At 58.1% G+C, this 18,286-nt stretch carries 18 protein-coding genes; 12 read left to right on the top strand and 6 right to left on the bottom strand.

The window, feature by feature from the left end; genetic code table 11:
- Positions 1–206: 206 nt before the first annotated feature.
- On the top strand, positions 207–1,130 hold the full coding sequence (locus ACEQWH_RS02970; RefSeq protein WP_370228185.1) for an AEC family transporter: 924 nt from the start codon (positions 207–209) through the stop codon (positions 1,128–1,130).
- 12 nt (positions 1,131–1,142) lie between these two features.
- Here the strand turns inward: ACEQWH_RS02970 and ACEQWH_RS02965 are convergent, their stop codons facing one another.
- Positions 1,143–1,748, bottom strand: coding sequence for a flavin reductase family protein (locus ACEQWH_RS02965; protein WP_370228183.1), 606 nt, complete (start codon positions 1,746–1,748; stop codon positions 1,143–1,145).
- A gap of 82 nt (positions 1,749–1,830) precedes the next feature.
- Between ACEQWH_RS02965 and ACEQWH_RS02960 the strand changes: the two genes are divergently transcribed.
- A complete protein-coding gene (locus ACEQWH_RS02960) occupies positions 1,831–2,322 on the top strand; it encodes a GNAT family N-acetyltransferase (RefSeq protein ID WP_370228181.1) in 492 nt (163 codons plus the stop codon).
- A gap of 46 nt (positions 2,323–2,368) precedes the next feature.
- Positions 2,369–3,136 (top strand): EcsC family protein, encoded by a 768-nt coding sequence (locus ACEQWH_RS02955; protein ID WP_370228179.1) that lies wholly within the window; start codon positions 2,369–2,371, stop codon positions 3,134–3,136.
- Between the two features lie 10 nt (positions 3,137–3,146).
- Here the strand turns inward: ACEQWH_RS02955 and ptsP are convergent, their stop codons facing one another.
- The 5 genes from ptsP to ACEQWH_RS02930 all read right to left on the bottom strand — a co-directional run bounded on the left by ptsP (position 3,147) and on the right by ACEQWH_RS02930 (position 8,664).
- A complete protein-coding gene (gene ptsP / locus ACEQWH_RS02950) occupies positions 3,147–5,390 on the bottom strand; it encodes a phosphoenolpyruvate--protein phosphotransferase (RefSeq protein ID WP_370228177.1) in 2,244 nt (747 codons plus the stop codon).
- Positions 5,391–5,619: 229 nt separating this feature from the next.
- Positions 5,620–6,855, bottom strand: coding sequence for an aspartate kinase (locus ACEQWH_RS02945; protein WP_370228175.1), 1,236 nt, complete (start codon positions 6,853–6,855; stop codon positions 5,620–5,622).
- A gap of 210 nt (positions 6,856–7,065) precedes the next feature.
- Entirely contained in the window at positions 7,066–7,710 is a 645-nt protein-coding gene (locus ACEQWH_RS02940; protein ID WP_370228173.1) for an SDR family NAD(P)-dependent oxidoreductase, read from the bottom strand.
- Between the two features lie 11 nt (positions 7,711–7,721).
- The gene (locus tag ACEQWH_RS02935) at positions 7,722–8,162 is read right to left on the bottom strand and encodes a DUF1178 family protein (protein WP_370228171.1); all 441 of its coding nucleotides are present in this window, start codon (positions 8,160–8,162) and stop codon (positions 7,722–7,724) included.
- An 88-nt stretch (positions 8,163–8,250) separates the two neighbouring features.
- Positions 8,251–8,664 (bottom strand): NUDIX hydrolase, encoded by a 414-nt coding sequence (locus ACEQWH_RS02930; protein ID WP_370228169.1) that lies wholly within the window; start codon positions 8,662–8,664, stop codon positions 8,251–8,253.
- Positions 8,665–9,447: 783 nt separating this feature from the next.
- On the opposite strand from ACEQWH_RS02930, the gene mraZ reads away from it, so the two are divergent.
- From mraZ to ACEQWH_RS02885, 9 genes are all read left to right on the top strand, one after another.
- Entirely contained in the window at positions 9,448–9,951 is a 504-nt protein-coding gene (mraZ, locus tag ACEQWH_RS02925; RefSeq protein WP_370228168.1) for a division/cell wall cluster transcriptional repressor MraZ, read from the top strand.
- A 3-nt stretch (positions 9,952–9,954) separates the two neighbouring features.
- Positions 9,955–10,956 (top strand): 16S rRNA (cytosine(1402)-N(4))-methyltransferase RsmH, encoded by a 1,002-nt coding sequence (gene rsmH, locus ACEQWH_RS02920; protein WP_370228166.1) that lies wholly within the window; start codon positions 9,955–9,957, stop codon positions 10,954–10,956.
- Positions 10,956–11,300 carry a cell division protein FtsL gene (locus ACEQWH_RS02915; RefSeq protein ID WP_370228164.1) on the top strand — a complete coding sequence of 115 codons (345 nt, stop codon included), beginning with the start codon at positions 10,956–10,958 and terminating at the stop codon, positions 11,298–11,300. The genes rsmH and ACEQWH_RS02915 overlap by 1 nt, the downstream gene beginning before the upstream one ends.
- Positions 11,297–13,081 (top strand): peptidoglycan D,D-transpeptidase FtsI family protein, encoded by a 1,785-nt coding sequence (locus ACEQWH_RS02910; RefSeq protein WP_370228159.1) that lies wholly within the window; start codon positions 11,297–11,299, stop codon positions 13,079–13,081. The genes ACEQWH_RS02915 and ACEQWH_RS02910 overlap by 4 nt, the downstream gene beginning before the upstream one ends.
- Positions 13,082–13,098: 17 nt before the next feature.
- A complete protein-coding gene (locus tag ACEQWH_RS02905; RefSeq protein WP_370228157.1) occupies positions 13,099–14,580 on the top strand; it encodes a UDP-N-acetylmuramoyl-L-alanyl-D-glutamate--2,6-diaminopimelate ligase in 1,482 nt (493 codons plus the stop codon).
- On the top strand, positions 14,577–16,019 hold the full coding sequence (murF, locus tag ACEQWH_RS02900; RefSeq protein WP_370228155.1) for a UDP-N-acetylmuramoyl-tripeptide--D-alanyl-D-alanine ligase: 1,443 nt from the start codon (positions 14,577–14,579) through the stop codon (positions 16,017–16,019). The genes ACEQWH_RS02905 and murF overlap by 4 nt, the downstream gene beginning before the upstream one ends.
- Positions 16,019–17,101 carry a phospho-N-acetylmuramoyl-pentapeptide-transferase gene (gene mraY / locus ACEQWH_RS02895; protein WP_370228153.1) on the top strand — a complete coding sequence of 361 codons (1,083 nt, stop codon included), beginning with the start codon at positions 16,019–16,021 and terminating at the stop codon, positions 17,099–17,101. Before murF ends, mraY begins: the two co-directional genes overlap by 1 nt.
- Positions 17,098–17,520 carry an ACT domain-containing protein gene (locus ACEQWH_RS02890; RefSeq protein ID WP_370228151.1) on the top strand — a complete coding sequence of 141 codons (423 nt, stop codon included), beginning with the start codon at positions 17,098–17,100 and terminating at the stop codon, positions 17,518–17,520. Before mraY ends, ACEQWH_RS02890 begins: the two co-directional genes overlap by 4 nt.
- Before the next feature lie 10 nt (positions 17,521–17,530).
- Positions 17,531–18,286, top strand: a 756-nt coding sequence (locus ACEQWH_RS02885) for a Mur ligase family protein (RefSeq protein ID WP_370228150.1), incomplete at its 3' end; no start/stop codon positions are given.

Raw genomic sequence — 18,286 nt, 5'->3', positions numbered from 1 at the left:
GCGGGCAAAAAGCTGACCCTGCGCCACCTTAGCCGCGACTGTCACGAGCTGCTGACCCGCGCAGGGCACCTGATGATCGACAGCGATGATGATCCCGATTACCAGATCGCGGCGGACTATTCCGTACGCACGGGCATTCTGGGCGGTCACTAGGCCCTTGTATTGCTGGAATGCGCGCGCAATGGTGCGCGCATTCAGCGTGTGTGATGGGTGAGCCTGTGGTGTTTGTCACGATCCTTGGCGGGTTGTTTCCGTCGTTTTTGATGGTCATTCTGGGCGGCCTTGTGCGCAAGCGCCTGTCCGAGAACGCGTGGCAGGGGCTGGACAAGCTCAACTTCGAGATTCTGTTTCCCACCCTGTTGTTTGTCGCGGCCTCCGGGCGTCCCGTGGCGCTGTCGCAAGTTGCCTCGATTGCACCTTTGGCCTGGGCGATTTTGGTGGCGGGGCTGCTCTTTGGCTATTTGGCGCGCCCCTTTGGACCGGATCGGTTTCTGGATTTTGCCGGATGCTGGCAGACCGCCTGGCGGTTCAATACAGCCCTTGGTTTTGTCGCGATCGGAGCGCTCAGCGGCGGGGATGCCGCGATCTTTGCGGTGGTTGTGGGTATGGCCGTGCCGATGGCGAATGTCTTTGCGGTCGCAGGTCTGTCGCGTGACGGGAAACTGGGTGTGCTTGGCACATTAAGACGCGTGGCATTAAACCCGTTTTTGATTGCCAGCCTCGGTGGCGTTTTGGTCGCCTTAAGTGGCGTTCAGATCCCGGCGCCGGTTTTGGCCCCACTGGAAATGCTGGCACAGGCGGCGATCCCTGTGGCGTTGATCTCGATTGGGGCCACTATGAACTGGGGCGCATTGGCGCGTCTGGACCGGTTCACAGGTATTCTGAACGGCACCAAGCTGATGATTTTGCCCGCGCTGGTCTGTCTGGTGGCGCTAGCACTTGGCGCAAAAGGGGCGCTGGTTCAGGTGCTGATAGTGTTTGCAGCTCTGCCAACAGCCTCTGCGGCCCATGTTCTGGCCGCAGGCTTTGGCGCAGACCGCAAGTTGGTCGCCACATTGATTGCGCAAACCACCTTGCTGTCGGCGGCAACGTTGCCAGTTTGGATCCTGATCGCGCAGACCGTCTTTTAGGCGCGCGCCCTGTTAGTCACCGGGCCGTGCAAGCGAAAACACCTCTGAAACTTTTGCATAGTCGCGGTATCCCAGCCGTGCCAGAGGCTGGTATTTGGTCACATCAAAGATCCCGTCCACAATGCAGTCATCTTGCAGGTGCACGCCTGTGACCTCGCCAATCACCATATAGTTGGTGTCGCCCTTTAAGCGGATGATCTGATCCAGTTTGCATTCAAGGCTTGCCGGCGCTTCATAGACGCGGGGGCAGCCGATGGTATTGCAATGGGCTGCTGTCAGCCCCGCTTTTTCGAATTCGTTGACCCCTTTGTCGAACCCTTCGGTCGAGACGTTCATGGCCTGCATCAGCGCGTGAGACACGATGTTCACACAGAACTCGCCGGTCTCGCGGATGTTGGCGACGGTGTCTTTTGTGCCGTCCTGATCGTCTTTTGCCCCAGTTGATGCGAACATCACCTGCATCGGCGCATCCGAAACGCCGTTGAAAAACGAATAGGGCGCAAGATTGGGGACACCCGCGCCGTCTTGCGTCGAAATCCAAGCGATCGGGCGCGGCGAGATGATTGCTTTGAAAGGGTTATGTGGCAGTCCGTGGCCGTCTTCGGCGCGGTAAAACATCAGGCGCTCCTTAATCCTGTTTGCCCAAGAGGTAACGTCGTGTTAGGGCGGTTTCCACCGAAATCGAAAGCAGGCCGCAGCCGTGTTTCAACTGGCGCAAGAAACAGAGCAAGATTGGTGGGAGGTCGAAGCCCTCTATGACTTGTGTTTTGCGCCCGGCCGCGAGGCGCTGTCGTCCTATCGATTGCGGGACGGGGTCGCGAAAGCGGCGGACCTGGCTTTGGTCGCACGCGATGGCGAAGGCATTCTGGCGGGGGCTATCCGGTATTGGCCGGTGCGTGTCGGCGACCACAAAGCGTTGTTGCTGGGGCCGGTGGCGGTGCACCCGACGCGACAGGGTGAGGGCCTTGGTGGATTTCTGATCCGCGAAAGCCTAGCGGTTGCAAAAACTCTGTCATGGCAGCGGGTTATACTGGTGGGCGATGCGCCGTATTATTCGCGATTTGGCTTTGAACACTTGCCTGCGGTGGTGATGCCGCCGCCCACAAACCCAGCCCGCGTTCTCGGGATAGACTTGGTTGAGGGCGCATGGTCGGGCGTGTCCGGGGTCGTGAAATCCTACGCCGAGGGTTGAAAATGAGGCTTGCTCTGCCAACCTAGACATCAAAGGGGAGAGCGAGATGAAAGACAATCACTTCAAAGCTGACGTAGACCGCGAGCTGATCCGGCTGGTGATGCGCTATAACAATGCCGGTGGGTTGGTGATCGAACTTCTGAACGCTTTGGGGCAGCAGGCAGACGGGCTTTTGGGGCAATTGCCTGTCAAAGCGCGCGACGGTCTTGAGGCCGCCACCGAAGCAGCTCTGATCCAAGCCATGAAAGCCGCCGACAAATCCCGCTCGATCCGAGGCACCGAAAGTGGCTGGTTGCAAACCACTTTTGCCACAGCCCTTGGCGCTGCCGGCGGAGCAGGGGGCGTAGGCACCGCTTTGGCGGAACTGCCAGTTACGACGACAGTATTTCTGCGCGCCATTCAGGATGTGGCGGAAACCTACGAGTTTGACGCCACCGCTGAGAATGTGAAATTCGACTGCGTTCAGGTCTTTGCCGCCGGTGGTCCCCTGTCAGAAGATGACTCGGCAGATCTGGCGTTCCTGTCTTCGCGCATGGCACTCAGCAGTGGCGGAACACAGAAACTGATCGCTTGGGTCACGCCGCGCCTTGCGGTTGTTCTGTGCCAAAAACTGGCGGCGCAGATGGTGCCGGTTATTGGGGCCACAACAGGTGCGCTGACCAATTATGCGTATATGAATTACTACCGCGAAATGGCCCATGTCCATTTTGGCTTGCGGCGTCTGGCCATCGATGGAGATGTGCCGCACCCAGAGCTGGTGGCCCAGTTCCGCGAGGCCGCATCGCCGCAGGTTCAGGACTTGCGCAAGGGCTAGGCCCGCAGCACTAGCCTTGGTTTTTCAGATAGTCCATCACCGCTGGGCGCACGCTTTGATCCCCGCGGTTGCGCGCCTCGAAAATCACGTCGCGCACCTCGGATAGATTGGTACGCAAGAGCAGGCTTTTCACCGGACCAATCGACGCCGGGCGCATCGACAGCGCCCGCAATCCCATGGCTGCCAGACAGATCGCCTCTACCGGACGTCCCGCGTCCTCGCCACAGAAGCTCAGGGGTGTTTTCGTTGTATTGCAACGGTTTACGATGCCTTCGATAAAGCTGAGGAAGCTGACGTTAAGTGTGTCATACCGCCTGCGTACACGTTCGTTTTCGCGATCTGCAGCAAAGAAGAACTGTTTCAGGTCATTGCCGCCGATCGAAATGAACTCGACCTCTTCGAAGAATTTCTGAGGCGCAAAGGCAAGCGACGGGGTTTCCAGCATGGCCCCTGTTTGCAAGTCAGACGGCAGGACATGGCCTAGCCGCTTTTCACGCTCAATTGCTTTGTCCATTTCGGCGCGCGCGGCTTTATATTCGTCATATTGCGCGACAAAGGGGAACATGACCTTCAAAGGGCGCCCCTTGGCAGCGCGCAGAAGCGCCTGAAGCTGCATACGCAAGACACCCGGTTTATCCAAACCGACCCGGATCGCACGCCAGCCAAGAGCGGGGTTGGGTTCGTCCTGTGGGGCCATAAAGGGCAGCACCTTGTCAGAGCCGATGTCGAGCGTGCGAAAGACCACAGATTTCTCGCCCGCTGAATCCATCACATGGCTGTACAGCTCTGCCAATTCGGTACGCCCGGGCATCTGGTTGCGGATCAGGAATTGCAGTTCGGTGCGGAACAGGCCAACGCCTTCGGCCCCCGATCCGGCCAAAGACGGAAGGTCGGCCATAAGACCTGCGTTCATCAACAGGCTGACGGTTTCTCCATCAGGCGTTGTCGCTTCTTTGTCGCGGATCGAGGCATAGCGTTCCTGCGCGTTCGCACGCATCGCTGTTTTGTCGCGAAAGGCCGTGACCACATTGTCGTCGGGGCGCAGGTGCACGTGGCCTTCGTCACCGTCCACTAGAATAAGGTCGCCATTCAGCGCCTCGGTGGTGATGTTGTCGGCATGGATCACCAAGGGGATCGCCAGGGCGCGGGCGACGATGGCGGCATGAGAGCCAACGGACCCTTCCTCAAGCACAACGCCCTTCAGCTTGCGGCCATAGTCCAGCAGTTCGGCGGGCCCGATATTGCGCGCAATCAGGATCGGGTTCATCGGCATGTCAGCGCCCGTGTCGCTGCCTTGGCCCGTCAGGTTGCGCAGCAGGCGGTTGGACAGATCATCCAGATCATGCAGGCGATCGCGCAGATAGGCGTCGGTGGCCTGTGCCATACGCGCCCGTGCGGTGGATTGTTCTTTTTCAACAGCGGCTTCGGCGGTCAGACCTTTGTCGATGTCCTGCTCCATGCGGCGCAGCCACCCTTTCGAGTTGGCAAACATCCGGTAGGCTTCCAGAACCTGTACCTGATCCTTGTCGCCGCCCTGTGCGCCGGCAAGCAGTTCATCGACGCTGACCCTCAGGTCTTCGATGGCTTTGTTCAGGCGTTGTTTCTCGACGTCTGGATCGTCAGCAATCGGGTTGGTGACCACGACGCGAGGCTCGTGCAGCCAGACATGGCCCTCGGCCGCGCCGTCTTGGGCGGTGCCGCCTGTGAACATGACAGGCCTTTGGTGCAGGGGCGACAGGGCCGCGCCCTCGCCAACAAAGGCGCCAAGTTCTGTCATCTCGGCCAAAACCATCGCAACAACTTCGAGCGCATAGACCTCGTCAGAGGAATAGTCCCGGCTGGTTTTGGACTGCACGACCAGGACGCCAAGACCTTCGCCCAAGCGCTGGATCGGGACGCCGCAGAAGGACGAATAAATCTCTTCGCCGGTTTCCGGCATATAGCGGAACCCCTTGGCGCTTGGCGCATCGGCGGTGTTCACGATCTGAGCATATTTGGCGACGCGCCCGACCAGACCTTCGCCCAGCCGCATACGTGTCTGGTGGACGGATTCCGCATTCAGGCCTTCGGTGGCACAAAGCTCTAGGGTTTCCTCATCGCGAAACAAATATATCGAGCACACTTCGGTGCCGATCGAAGACGCGATCAGTTTGGTGATCTTATCAAGCCGCTCTTGTCCGGCGCTGTCTTCGGCCAGGGCCTCGCGAAGACGCCCGAGGAGCTTTCGGCTCTCGCTGTCTGATCTTTCAGCCATGTCTTGAAACGCCCCAGTCCTTGTTACGTCTCTTGTCTATGCGGAAATCGCCACGCCGCAAAGCGTGGAAATCACTTAGTTGCGGACATATTGGCTTTGCGTCCCCCAAGAGGCGGGGTCTGCCTGATTTCTAGACCTCTGCATTTCGCGGGTGCAGCAATTGACCCCGCGAAATGCAAAACGCGGCCCCGAATGGCGCCGCGTTGCAGAAATTTGAGTGGACCCTGGCTTACGCCGCCTTGTCCAAATCGAACGCGTCGTGAAGGGCTTGGACCGCCAGTTCCATGTATTTGCGTTCCACCAGAACCGAGATTTTGATTTCCGATGTGGTGATAACCTTGATGTTGATGCCTTCGTCAGACAGCACTTTGAACATCTTGGCTGCAACACCGGACTGGCTGCGCATGCCGATGCCGACAACAGAGACTTTCGCGACATCTTCGGCGACGATCAGTTGGTCAAAGTTCAGCTCGGTGCCCCGGATCGCATCAACGGCCTTTTCAGCGCGTTTCACCTGATCAATCGGTAGAGAGTAGGTCATATTGGTGCGGCCATCCTCAGAGATGTCCTGCACGATCATGTCCACGTTGACGCCCGCGTCAGACAGCGCCCCAAAGATGATGGCGGCGATACCCGGACGGTCGGCCACCGACAGCAGGGTCATTTGGGCTTCGTCACGAGAATAGGCGACGCCGTTGACGATATTGGATTCCATGATTTCATCCTCATCACAGACGAGCGTTCCGGCTTCGTCAGATTGTTCTTCAAAAGAGCTTAGGACACGCAGTTTGACTTTATAGCGCATCGCCAGTTCGACAGACCGCGTCTGCAGGACTTTCGCCCCAAGCGACGCGAGCTCTAGCATTTCTTCAAAGGCGATCTTGTCGAGTTTACGCGCCTTTTCGCAGATGCGTGGATCGGTGGTGTAGACACCGTCTACGTCTGTATAGATGTCGCAGCGTTCGGCTTCAAAGGCTGCGGCAAAGGCCACGGCCGTTGTGTCAGAGCCACCGCGGCCAAGCGTGGTGATGCGTCCTTCGGGGCTGATGCCCTGAAACCCTGCGACGACGGCGACTTTCATGCCTTCGGCAAACTTTGCGCGGATGTTGTCTGGGGGAATGTCCTCGATACGCGCGGCGGAATGCGCCGACGTGGTCTGAACCGGCACCTGCCAGCCCTGCCAGCTGCGTGCAGGAATATCCATTTGCTGCAACGTCAAGGCCATCAGGCCTGCAGTCACATTCTCGCCCGAGCTAACAACGGCGTCGTATTCCCGCGCATCATACAGGGCTGACGTCTCGTTGACCCAACCAACCAATTCGTTGGTTTTGCCGGACATGGCCGAGACAATGACGATCACGTCATAGCCTTTGGCGACCTCTACGCCGACACGCTTTGCAGCGCGGCGGATACGGTCGAGGTTGGCAACAGAGGTGCCGCCGAATTTCATTACCAAAGTGGGCATTGCCGTTTGGTCCTAACTTCTGTCTTTTGATTGCAGCGCGGTTTACGCCTTCGCGTCCCTGAAAACAACAGTCTGAGGTGCGGTTTCTTGCAGCTGTAGAGGGAAGGTTTCGCAAAAATTTGCGTCAGGGTGCTGGACTTGCCGCTATAGGCATCAGCAAGTCCAACTTAGCAGAATTATCTTGCGCCAAGACGCTTTTGGCAGAATCGGTTAGTAGGGGTGGTCTTCGCCATCAAACGTGCGGAAACACCCGGTCGAGGCCATGGCCAATTCGTCAAATCGTGCCACCAGACCGTCTGCGGATTGATCCACCGTTGTTGGCGCTGTTGCGCCGCCCATGTCGGTGCTGACCCAACCGGGATGATAGATGCCCACGGCAATGCCTTCGGGCGCCAGTTCGGTGCTGAGGTTGCGGCCTACGTTCAAGACGGCGGCTTTGGACGCGCGGTAGATATAGCTGCCGCCCGGTGCTCGCGTGTGGCTGGCCATCTGGCTTGAGATGATCGCGACTTTTGCGGCGTTGGCCTGACGCAGATTGGGCAGCAGCGACTGTATGGTCAGAAATACGCCGGTGACGTTTGCGGCAAATGTGTCGGCCCATTTCTGCGCCGGATAGCCGTCGTTCAGAGTTTCACCCTTGTCCAGATAAACACCAGCGTTGCAGATCAACAGATCAATGGGCGTATCCGCCAGTTGGTTTGCAAAGGCCTCATGGGACGCAGGATCGGTCACATCAAGAGTCGCCAGCGGGCCACCAGCACGGGATGTGCCTGTCGTTTTGTCGCCGCGGGACTGGTACCGTGTCAAAAGGGCCTGGCCAATTCCACGATTGGCCCCGGTAATCACTACATGCATGTCAAAGATCCTTAGTTGGATTTGCGTCCTGGCATGAATGGCAGAGGGACAACCGGAACACCATCCTCAATCAGGCTTTTGGCCTCTTCGATCTTGGCCTCGCCATAGATCGCGCGTTCTGGCGTGTCGCCTTCATGCATGGATCGCGCTTCACTGGCAAAATTGGCACCGACGTAATCCGAGTTTTCCTCGACCTGCTTTTTCAGCTCAACCAGCGCTTGTTCCGCAGGGGACGCAGGTGCGGACAAAGGCGTTTCCGGCTCTTTCTGAGGCGCAGCGGCAGAGCGGGCAGGGCGCACGCGGGGGGCCATGATGGCTTTTTCCACATGCGCATCTCCGCAGACGGCACAGGACAGCATGCCTGCCGTCTTAAGCTTGTCAAAGCTTTCTGCAGACTGAAACCAGCTTTCAAACCGGTGATCTTTAGAGCATTTCAGCGTGTATTGAATCATGACAAACTGTCTACCGTGAGTGGAATCTACTTATTCATCTAAGCTCAAACGATCAAGCGGCAAGCGATCACGAAATGGCGTAGACGCCCTAGGTCACCTGTCGCGGATCAAAAGAGGCCAACATGTGCGCCAGTTCTTTTTCGCGCACCAGCTTTGCGGCCTTTTTCGCAGAGAACCATTTGCGGCGGCGCTGTTTGTATTCCGGAAATTCGGTCGCCAGTTTCTTGGCCTTGATGGGGTAGACAAGAACGAGGCAGGGCAAATCGCGACTTTTTTCGCGCACTTTGAAGTAAGAATAGACACCGAGGCAGCGATCATATGTCTTGCCCTTAACGCCTGCCTCTTCCCAGGCTTCGGTGGCGGCAGCATTGGCGGGGGTTTCGCCCTCCATGGGCCAGCCCTTGGGAATGATCCAACGGCCGCTGTTGCGACTGGTAATCAACAGCACTTGCAGTTTGCCATTCTTCACACGGTAAACCAGCGCCGCAATTTGGCTCCTCATGTCCTTTTTGCGCACGTTCGTTACTTGGATAGGAAGTTGCACGGGGCTGTGTACCGTCACTTTTAACTGCTTCGTTTATGTTTTTGTGGTTGCCGAACATAACGACTTCGCGGCTGTGGATAAAGTCAAACGCCCGTTTTTTTCTCAACCTGAGGTATTTTCACCGGATTTCGGGGTTCAGATGGCTTGGGTGGGAAACCATGGGACGCCGTGTGGGAAATCATGGGCAGGGGTGGGCGATTGCCCGAATCACAGGGCTGTTACGGGGCGTTGTTGGTGGGTTTCATTGGGTTCTTTGCGGGTTTCTGACAGAATTGGCTAAATTTCTGGGAAATTGGGGGAAGTTCTTTTTGTCAGGTTGTGCTTCCGATATTTGCGGTAAGGCTTGAGGGAAAACACAACATGTTGTGCTTTGATGGCTGTTGTGCGCGCGAAAATCAGGCATTTCACGCACGAACTTGTCGTTCTCTAGTAATATGTGTTCAAAATTCCTGTTGATTTCCATGAATTCCCATGGCATCCCTATATGCACGATGAGGACGGGAATAGGGGCGGCAAGACCCCAACAAAAAAATCCCAAGACAGGTTTCATACAGGCCCCGCATTCATCGAACGAAGAGATCCGGCGCGCGAGCGAGCAGACATCCCCCCAGGTGGCGCGCGCAGCTGGACACCCCGCAAGTCGGGACGAGGGCGGCGAATTGGGCAGTGGCAGCAGCTCAATTCGCCGTTTCCAATTCAGGGCCACGCATGTGGCACAGACAGTGAGAGGCGCGTCAGGCAGTGGCACGCAGATTTAGAGGCGAAAGCCGCCACAAGGTGGACAGCAAGGGCAGGGTGTCAATCCCGGCCTCTTTTCGCCGTGTGCTCGAAGCGTCTGACCCCAACTGGAAATCCGGAGAAACCCCAGAGCTTGTGATCGTCTATGGCGATCATCGCCGGAGCTATCTGGAATGCTATACGATGGAGGCCATCGAAGAGGTGGACGCCAAGATCGATGCGCTGCCACGCGGGTCGATGGAACGTAAGATGCTGCAACGCCTGTTTCATGGACAGTCTTTCCCGACGACTGTCGATGAAACCGGCCGTTTGGTTTTGCCCGCAAAGCTGCGCCAGAAGATCGACCTGGACAAAGAGGCGTTCTTTATTGCGGCAAGTGATACCTTCCAGATTTGGAAGACCGAAACCTACGAGGCAGAGGAACTCGCCAAGACCGAAGAGTGGTTGGATGAGTTGCCCGATGACTTTGATCCTCTGGCCTTCCTAGACAGTCGGCCCGAGGAATAAGAGATGTCTGACGCTGCCCCCGACACGACATCTCCTCACATTCCAGTTTTGCTACGTCCTTTGCTGGCGGCGGTTGCGCCTGTGTCCGGGCGGTGGCTTGATGGCACCTTTGGGGCGGGTGGCTATACCCGTGGTTTGCTGGATGCGGGCGCGGACAAGGTCTATGGCGTTGATCGCGATCCGCTGGCGTTTGACATGGCGTCTGACTGGTTGCCCGACTATGACGGCCGCATAGAGTTTATCGCTGATGTCTTCTCGAACATGGATGCCCATGCCCAAGAGCTGGACGGGGTTGTGTTGGATCTGGGCGTCAGTTCTATGCAGCTTGATCTGGCCGAGCGGGGCTTTTCGTTCATGAAAGACGGCCCGCTGGACATGCGCATGAGCCAGTCTGGCCCCTCTGCTGCGGATCTGGTCAACGAGTCCTCGGAAGAGGACATCGCAGATATTCTGTTTCATTATGGCGAAGAACGCGCAAGCCGTCGGATCGCACGCGCGATCGTCAAGGCGCGGGCCGAAAAGCCGTTTAAGTCCACGCTGGAACTTGCAGATATCATTGAGAAAAACCTGCCACGCGCCAAGCCCGGGCAAAGCCACCCGGCAACCCGGAGCTTTCAGGGGCTGCGGATCGCGGTGAACAATGAATACGGCGAACTGCTCAATGGTTTAATGGCGGCTGAACGTGCACTGAAACCCGGCGGTTTGCTGGCCGTGGTGACGTTCCATTCCATCGAAGACCGCATGGTCAAGAAGTTCATGGCCGAGCGCGCCGGTCGCGCGGGGGGCGGCAACCGCTATGCCCCTGAGGTCGTTCAGGAAGCGCCAGCCTTTGAGTTGCTCACCCGCAAAGCGGTTGGGCCAGATGACGAAGAACTCGCCATCAACCCACGCTCGCGCTCTGCCAAATTGCGCGTTGCACGTCGCACGGATGCCCCTTCAGGCAGTGTAGATGGCGCGAAAATCGGGATGCCCATGTTGGGTGGCCAGAAGAAGGGACGTAGATAATGCGAAGCTTGCTTTATGTGATGACAGCCCTTTCGGTAATCGCTTTGGCGTTTTGGGCCTATCGCGAAAACTATGCCACGCAACAGGCGCTTGGCGAGGTGGAAGAGCTGCGCGTCGAGATCAGTCAGGCGCGGGATCGGCTGGCGATCCTTAAGGCCGAGTGGGCCTATCTGAACCGCCCGGACCGGCTGTTGGATCTGGCGGATCTGAACTTTGACCGCCTTCAACTGCTACCTTTGCAAGCAGATCAGTTCGGCATGGTCGAGCAGGTCAGCTATCCGCCCGTGAACATCGATATCATCAACGATGTGGTCGAGGTCTCTAATCAGGAGGCAGAGCAATGATCCGCACACCGCTGCGCCCCTTGGCGACAATCCTTCAGGCCCGCCAGACCGGCGCGGATCCAAAAGAGATCGAAAAAGAGAACATCCGCCAACGCCACGAAGAAATGCGCGGTGTTGCGCGCCAGCGGGCCGAGGGCCGTTTGCTGGTACTGGGTGTGATGTTTTTGGCGGCGTTCAGCATCATTGGCGTGCGCATGGGCACCTTGGCCCACAGCGAAGTGGCCGAACCGCGCTCCAGCGCTGGCGGTGAGCGCATCATGGCGCAGCGCGCAGACATTGTTGACCGGAATGGTCGCATTCTGGCGACCAATATCGAAACCCACAGCCTTTATGCCCAGCCGCAACAGATGATCGACAAAGAACGCGTCGCGCAGGAGCTGGTGCGTATCTTTCCAGACCTCAACGAGCAGCGTCTGTTGAAGGATTTCACCGGCAAGCGAAAGTTTCTCTGGGTGCGCAAGAAACTCAGCCCCGAGCAAAAGCAGGCGGTGCACGATATCGGAGACCCCGGCCTGTTGTTTGGCCCGCGCGAAATGCGGCTTTATCCGAATGGCAAGCTGGCAGCGCATGTTTTGGGCGGAGCCGGATTTGGCCGCGAGGGGGTGAGCGCCGCTGAGGTGATTGGCGTTGCAGGTGTCGAAAAGACGTTTGATGATGTGCTGCGCGATCCCGCCAACGGTGGCAAAGCGCTGACGTTGTCGGTGGATCTGACCATTCAGGCCGCGATGGAGCGGGTCTTGTTTGGCGGCATGAAACTGCTGAACGCAAAAGGCGCCGCCGCCGTTCTGATGGATGCCCATACCGGCGAAGTCATCGCGCTCAGCTCGATGCCCGACTTTGATCCAAATGATCGACCTAGCCTTGTTCCGACCCAGGACGGGGCGGAAAGTCCTTTGTTTAACCGTGCCTTACAGGGTGTTTATGAACTTGGTTCCACGTTCAAGATCTTTACAACCGCTCAGGCGATTGAGCTGGGGCTGGTGACACCTGAAACCGAAATTGAAACCAAGGGCCCGATGAAAGTCCATGGCTACACGATTGGCGAGTTTGAGAACAAGAACTATGGCAAGCTGTCGGTGACGGACATCATCGTCAAAAGCTCGAACCGCGGCACAGGGCGCATTGCGCTGGAGGTTGGGGCCGAGCGTCAGCAAGAGTTTCTGAAGTCGCTGGGCATGTTTGACGCGACACCTATTGAGATTGTCGAGGCCACCGGTGGCAAGCCCCTGAAGCCGAGCAAGTGGACGGATCTGTCTGCGGTCACGATTTCCTATGGTCACGGCCTGTCTGCCACACCTTTGCACCTTGCGGCCGCTTATGCCGCGATTGCCAATGGCGGCTATAAAGTTCAGCCCACCATCCTAAAACAGGACAGCGCAAACTATGGCCCAAGGGTCATGAGCGAAGCCGTTGCAAGCGCCAGCGTCGATATGCTGCGCAAGGTTGTCACCGAAGGCACCGCCTCGATGGGCGAGGTGCCGGGTTATCACGTGGCAGGCAAGACCGGTACAGCAGACAAGCCAAGGCCCAACGGCGGTTATTATGAGGATAAGGTGATCAACACCTTTGCATCGGTTTTTCCGGCGCATGATCCTAAGTATGTTTTGGTCGTGACATTGGACGAACCGGTGGAAACCATGGGCGAAGAGCCGCGCCGCACTGCGGGCTGGACTGCGGTTCCGGTGGCCTCTGAAATCATTGGCCGTGTGGCGCCTTTGTTGGGGTTGCTGCCACACGTTGAACCTGTCGAGCTGACTGATATAACCTTGGCCGCGAACTAAGGCACAAAGGGCAGTTTATGGCAGCGCAGGCAAAGACACTTTCTGAACTTGGCCTGACGGCCGCACAGGGCAGAAACCCGCAGATCACCGGATTGGCGGTCGACAGTCGCGATGTCAAAGACGGCTTTCTGTTCGCAGCTTTGCCGGGCACGCGTGTGCATGGGGCGACGTTTATCCAATTTGCGTTGCGCATGGGCGCAGTGGCCGTGATGACCGACGCCGAAGGTGCACGCATCGCCGAGGCGGAACTGGCCGAGTCGCAGGCCGCGCTGATTGTCTGCGAAGATCCGCGTCAGGCGCTGGCCTATACGTCGGCGCTTTGGTTTGAGGCACAGCCCCGCGTTATGGCGGCGGTGACCGGAACCAACGGCAAGACATCTGTTTCGACGTTTCTGCGTATGATCTGGCAGGCCATGGGACTGCCGTCGGTCAACCTTGGAACCACCGGCGTTGAGGGCGATTTTGAGGCTCCTTTGATGCACACCACACCTGAACCGATCACCCTGCATCGTACGCTTGCGGCGGCCAGTGATGCGGGTATCGACTGCGCGGCAATGGAGGCCAGCTCGCATGGTCTGGCGCAGCGCCGATTGGATGGGGTGCAGCTGACCGCTGCCGGGTTCACGAATTTCACGCAGGACCATTTGGACTATCACGAGACCTTTGATGACTATTTCGACGCCAAAGCAGGCCTGTTTGATCGGGTGCTGCCCGAGGACGGTGTTGCTGTCGTCAATGTAGACGACTTGCGCGGCCCCGATGTTGCGGCGATTGCGCGGGGGCGCGGGCAGGCGGTGATCACCGTGGGGCGTAAGGATGCAGACCTGTGCATCGAAAGCCAGCGGTTGGACAACGCAGGTCAAGACGTTCGTTTTTCTTTCCGGGATGATGTCTATCAAGTGCGCCTGAACCTGATTGGCGGTTTTCAGGCGGAGAATGTGCTTTTGGCCTCGGGTCTTGCGATTGGCTGCGGGGCTGATCCGGCGCGGGTCTTCGAAGTCTTGCACACGTTGACCACCGTGCGCGGGCGTATGCAACTGGCCGCCACACGGCGCAATGGGGCACCGGTGTTTGTGGATTATTCGCACACACCCGATGCCGTTGAAACCGCGCTTCGGGCCATGCGGCCTCATGTGATGGGCAAGCTGGTCGTGATTGTCGGGGCCGGGGGGGATCGTGATCCGCTCAAGCGTCCGCTGATGGGACAGGCGGCGCAAGAGCATGCGGACGTGGTGATCGTGACCGATGACAACCCTCGCAGCGAAGATCCAGCCACCATTCGCGCGGCGGTTCTTGAAGGCGCGCCAGAGGCCATCGAAGTCGGCGACCGCGCCGAGGCTATTTTGCGCGGGGTGGATGCTTTGGGGCCGGGAGATGCCCTACTGATTGCGGGCAAGGGCCACGAGACCGGCCAGATTGTTGGCGATGATGTGTTGCCATTTGACGATGTGGAACAGGCAAGCGTTGCGGTAATGGCTTTGGACGGAGATCTGGCATGAGCCTTTGGACATCAGCAGAAGCCGCGGCTGCGACCGGTGGCAAAACGGTTGGCGCTTGGGTGGTCGATGGCGTGTCCATCGACACGCGCACGATTGAACAGGGTGACCTTTTCGTTGCGCTAAAGGCTGCACGTGACGGACATGAATTCGTCGCTCAAGCCTTGGAGAAAGGGGCCGGCGCGGCGCTGGTCAGCCATGTCCCCGAAGGCCTTCCCGCCGATGCGCCGCTTTTGATCGTAGAGGATGTGCTGACAGGCCTCGAAGACCTCGGACGCGCGGCGCGTGCCAGAATGACCGGCAAGGTCGTTGCGGTGACGGGATCAGTAGGGAAAACCTCGACCAAAGAGATGCTGCGCACTGTGTTGGGCGGGCAGGGGCGCGTGCATGCGTCGGTTGCCAGTTACAACAACCACTGGGGAGTGCCCCTAACGCTGGCGCGTATGCCCAAGGACACAGAGTTTGCCGTCATCGAGATCGGCATGAACCATCCCGGAGAGATCGCGCCCTTGGCGGCCCTTGCGAGTCCGCATGTTGCGGTGGTGACCACGGTGGCCCCGGCGCATCTGGAGGCCTTTGAAAACGTCGCGGGGATTGCGCGCGAGAAAGGCTCGATCTTTTCCGGTCTTGCGCCGCAAGGGACCGCGATTTTCAACGCTGATCTAGACGTGACACCCATTCTAAGCGACATAGCAGCCGACTTTGCAGACACCTCAGTGGGCTTTGGTGAAACAGAGGATGCGCAGTTTCGACTGACAGAGGTGCGTGTCACCGACCGCGCCACGGTTGGGCACGGGACGGCGCATGGCAAAGCGTTGCTTTACAAAGTTGGTGTGCCGGGGCGCCACTATGCGATGAACGGGCTTGCGGTGCTCGCGGTGGCGGATGTTTTGGGACTGGATACCGCCATCGCCATTTCGGATCTGGGCCTGTGGGAGCCCGGTGCGGGGCGTGGTTTGCGTGATATTCTTCGCATTGACCCAGCGGACAATCGTCGGACAATCGAGCTGATTGATGACGCATATAATGCCAATCCCGCCTCGGTACGGGCCTCACTTGAGGTCTTGTCTGTTGCGGAATTATCCGGCGAAGGCGCGGCAGAAACCGCACGCCGCATCGCCTATCTGGGTGATATGAAAGAACTGGGGCCACGAGAAAAAGAGCTGCATCGCGAGATCGCGGATCTTGCGGCGGTGGAAAAAATCGACCGAATTCATTGCATTGGCCCGCTGATGAAAGAGCTGTATGACGCGCTGCCGATCGACAAACGCGGCCGTTGGACAGAAACCTCTGAGGAAATGGCAAAAGGGGTGACACGGGATTTGCACGCCGGCGATATCGTGGCGGCAAAGGGCTCACTCAGCATGGGTGTTGCACGCGTGGTTGACGCTATTCGCAAATTGGGCCATCCCGCCATGACATTACGAGAAGGGACCGAGTAATGCTCTACTGGTTGACGCTTTTGTCTGATGGCGGCGATGTTTTTAACTTGTTTCGGTATATCACATTCCGCGCAGGTGGCGCGTTTCTGACGGCATTGCTGTTTGGATTCATCTTTGGGCGTCCACTGATCAACGTCTTGCGCAAACGACAAGGCAAAGGTCAACCGATCCGCGATGATGGCCCTGAAAGCCACTTTTCCAAGGCAGGCACACCAACAATGGGCGGCTTGCTGATTGTGGGCGCTGTGCTGACCTCATCCCTGATGTGGGCGCGTCTGGACAATGGGTTTGTGTGGCTCGTGCTGTTTGTCACATTGGCCTACGGTCTGATTGGCTTTGCCGACGATTATGCAAAAGTCAGTAAGCAGAACACCAAGGGCGTCTCAAGCCGGGTGCGTTTGCTGCTTGGTTTGCTGATTGCGGCTATCGCGGGATATTGGGCGACAACGCTGCATCCTGAAAACCTTCAGTACCAACTGGCTTTGCCGATCTTTAAAGACGCTTTGCTGAACCTTGGCTATGTGTTTGTACCCTTTGCGGTCATCGTAATCGTTGGCGCCGCGAATTCTGTGAACCTGACGGACGGTCTGGATGGTCTGGCCATCATGCCCGTCATGATCGCCGCTGGCACTTTGGGCATCATCGCCTATGCCGTTGGGCGCGTCGACTTTACCGAGTATCTTGATGTGCATTACGTCCCTGGTACCGGCGAAATTCTGATCTTTACCGCAGGGCTTGTAGGCGGCGGTCTGGGCTTTTTGTGGTATAATGCGCCACCGGCAGCAGTGTTCATGGGCGACACCGGCTCGCTTGCTTTGGGCGGCGCTTTGGGGGCGATTGCGGTTGCGACAAAACACGAATTGGTGCTGGCGATTGTCGGCGGGCTGTTCGTGGTCGAGGCGCTGTCTGTCATCATTCAGGTGCTGTATTTCAAGGCGACCGGGAAACGCGTGTTCCTGATGGCGCCAATCCATCACCATTATGAGAAAAAAGGCTGGGCCGAGCCTCAGATCGTGATCCGGTTTTGGATCATCTCGCTGATCCTGGCGATGATCGGTTTGGCGACGCTGAAAGTTCGGTGACCCAGCCGGTGTCTGAGCCCGTCAAAGACACGCGCGCCATGATTTCCGGCATGGCGCCGGCGCTAGATCCAGAGATCTATCATTTTTGCTGCGTGCCGCGCGGGGCTGATCCGCAGGGCGTATCGGCCAAAGCCTTGGCGCGCTTTTGCGAGGATGAAGGCGAAACCCTGATCCTGCCCGAACAGGCGGCACAGGACGCAGGTCTTGTCAGCGAGTTGCCGATGCAACGCATCACTTTGATGGTGCATTCCGCACTGGATGGTGTCGGCTTGACCGCAGCGGTGGCAAGCGTCTTGGCGGAGGCGGGAATTGCCTGCAATATGGTTGCGGCCTTCCACCACGATCATGCGTTTGTGCCAGCGCAGGACGCGGAGCGGGCTTTGGCCCTTCTGAAAGCGCTGGCTGGCGCCCAGACATAAGGAAAACGCGGTGATACCTGTCGTAGGATATTCTGGTCAAAAGATTGCGGTACTTGGGCTTGGCCGCTCGGGTCTGGCCACGGCGCGTGCCCTGCGAGAGGGCGGGGCGATACCGCTGTGTTGGGACGATAACCCCGCCGCACGCGCGGCCGCCGAAGACGAAGAGTTCACGCTGGTGGATCTGGCCAAAGCCAATGTATTTGAGGGCGTTGCCAGCCTGATCGTGTCACCCGGCATCCCGCATCTGTATCCAACACCCAATCCGGTAGTGAAAGCCGCGCTCGCTGCTGGTGTGCCAGTGGACAATGACATCGGCCTCTTTTTCAGATCATTTGCGACCCGCGAGTGGGACAATTTCGATATCTTGCCCAAGGTTGTGACGGTCACGGGCTCTAACGGTAAATCAACCACCTCGGCCCTCATCCACCATGTTTTAGAAAGCGCCAATCGGCCTTGTCAGTTGGCAGGCAACATCGGCCGCGGTGTTCTGGATATTGATCCTGCCATTGACGGCGAAGTGGTTGTGCTGGAACTCTCCAGCTATCAGACGGACCTTGCCCGCGCCCTGACACCGGACATCGCAGTGTTCACCAATCTGTCGCCCGATCACCTTGATCGCCACGCGGGTATGGGGGGCTATTTCGCAGCCAAACGCCGTCTGTTTGCGGAAGGCGGACCTGATCGTGCCGTGGTTGGCATTGACGAGGACGAGGGGCTCTATCTGGCCAATCAACTGTCCGAAGGTCTTGCAGATGATCGCGTCATT

Source organism: Cognatishimia sp. (assembly GCF_964229375.1).
Taxonomy (GTDB): Bacteria; Pseudomonadota; Alphaproteobacteria; order Rhodobacterales; family Rhodobacteraceae; genus Cognatishimia.
Note: the sequence above shows the minus strand (reverse complement) of the source record. Positions and strands in the feature narration are given on the sequence as shown.

What these genes read in the sequence shown, in the direction of transcription:
- murF (WP_370228155.1), top strand. Translation starts at nt 14,577, where the DNA reads ATGAGCCTTTGGACATCAGCAGAAGCCGCGGCTGCGACCGGTGGCAAA.
- ACEQWH_RS02955 (WP_370228179.1), top strand. Translation starts at nt 2,369, where the DNA reads ATGAAAGACAATCACTTCAAAGCTGACGTAGACCGCGAGCTGATCCGG.
- ACEQWH_RS02905 (WP_370228157.1), top strand. Translation starts at nt 13,099, where the DNA reads ATGGCAGCGCAGGCAAAGACACTTTCTGAACTTGGCCTGACGGCCGCA.
- ACEQWH_RS02935 (WP_370228171.1), bottom strand. Translation starts at nt 8,162, where the DNA reads ATGATTCAATACACGCTGAAATGCTCTAAAGATCACCGGTTTGAAAGC.
- ACEQWH_RS02965 (WP_370228183.1), bottom strand. Translation starts at nt 1,748, where the DNA reads ATGTTTTACCGCGCCGAAGACGGCCACGGACTGCCACATAACCCTTTC.
- ACEQWH_RS02910 (WP_370228159.1), top strand. Translation starts at nt 11,297, where the DNA reads ATGATCCGCACACCGCTGCGCCCCTTGGCGACAATCCTTCAGGCCCGC.
- ACEQWH_RS02930 (WP_370228169.1), bottom strand. Translation starts at nt 8,664, where the DNA reads ATGAGGAGCCAAATTGCGGCGCTGGTTTACCGTGTGAAGAATGGCAAA.
- mraY (WP_370228153.1), top strand. Translation starts at nt 16,019, where the DNA reads ATGCTCTACTGGTTGACGCTTTTGTCTGATGGCGGCGATGTTTTTAAC.
- ACEQWH_RS02915 (WP_370228164.1), top strand. Translation starts at nt 10,956, where the DNA reads ATGCGAAGCTTGCTTTATGTGATGACAGCCCTTTCGGTAATCGCTTTG.
- ACEQWH_RS02970 (WP_370228185.1), top strand. Translation starts at nt 207, where the DNA reads ATGGGTGAGCCTGTGGTGTTTGTCACGATCCTTGGCGGGTTGTTTCCG.
- ACEQWH_RS02940 (WP_370228173.1), bottom strand. Translation starts at nt 7,710, where the DNA reads ATGCATGTAGTGATTACCGGGGCCAATCGTGGAATTGGCCAGGCCCTT.
- rsmH (WP_370228166.1), top strand. Translation starts at nt 9,955, where the DNA reads ATGTCTGACGCTGCCCCCGACACGACATCTCCTCACATTCCAGTTTTG.
- ACEQWH_RS02945 (WP_370228175.1), bottom strand. Translation starts at nt 6,855, where the DNA reads ATGCCCACTTTGGTAATGAAATTCGGCGGCACCTCTGTTGCCAACCTC.
- ptsP (WP_370228177.1), bottom strand. Translation starts at nt 5,390, where the DNA reads ATGGCTGAAAGATCAGACAGCGAGAGCCGAAAGCTCCTCGGGCGTCTT.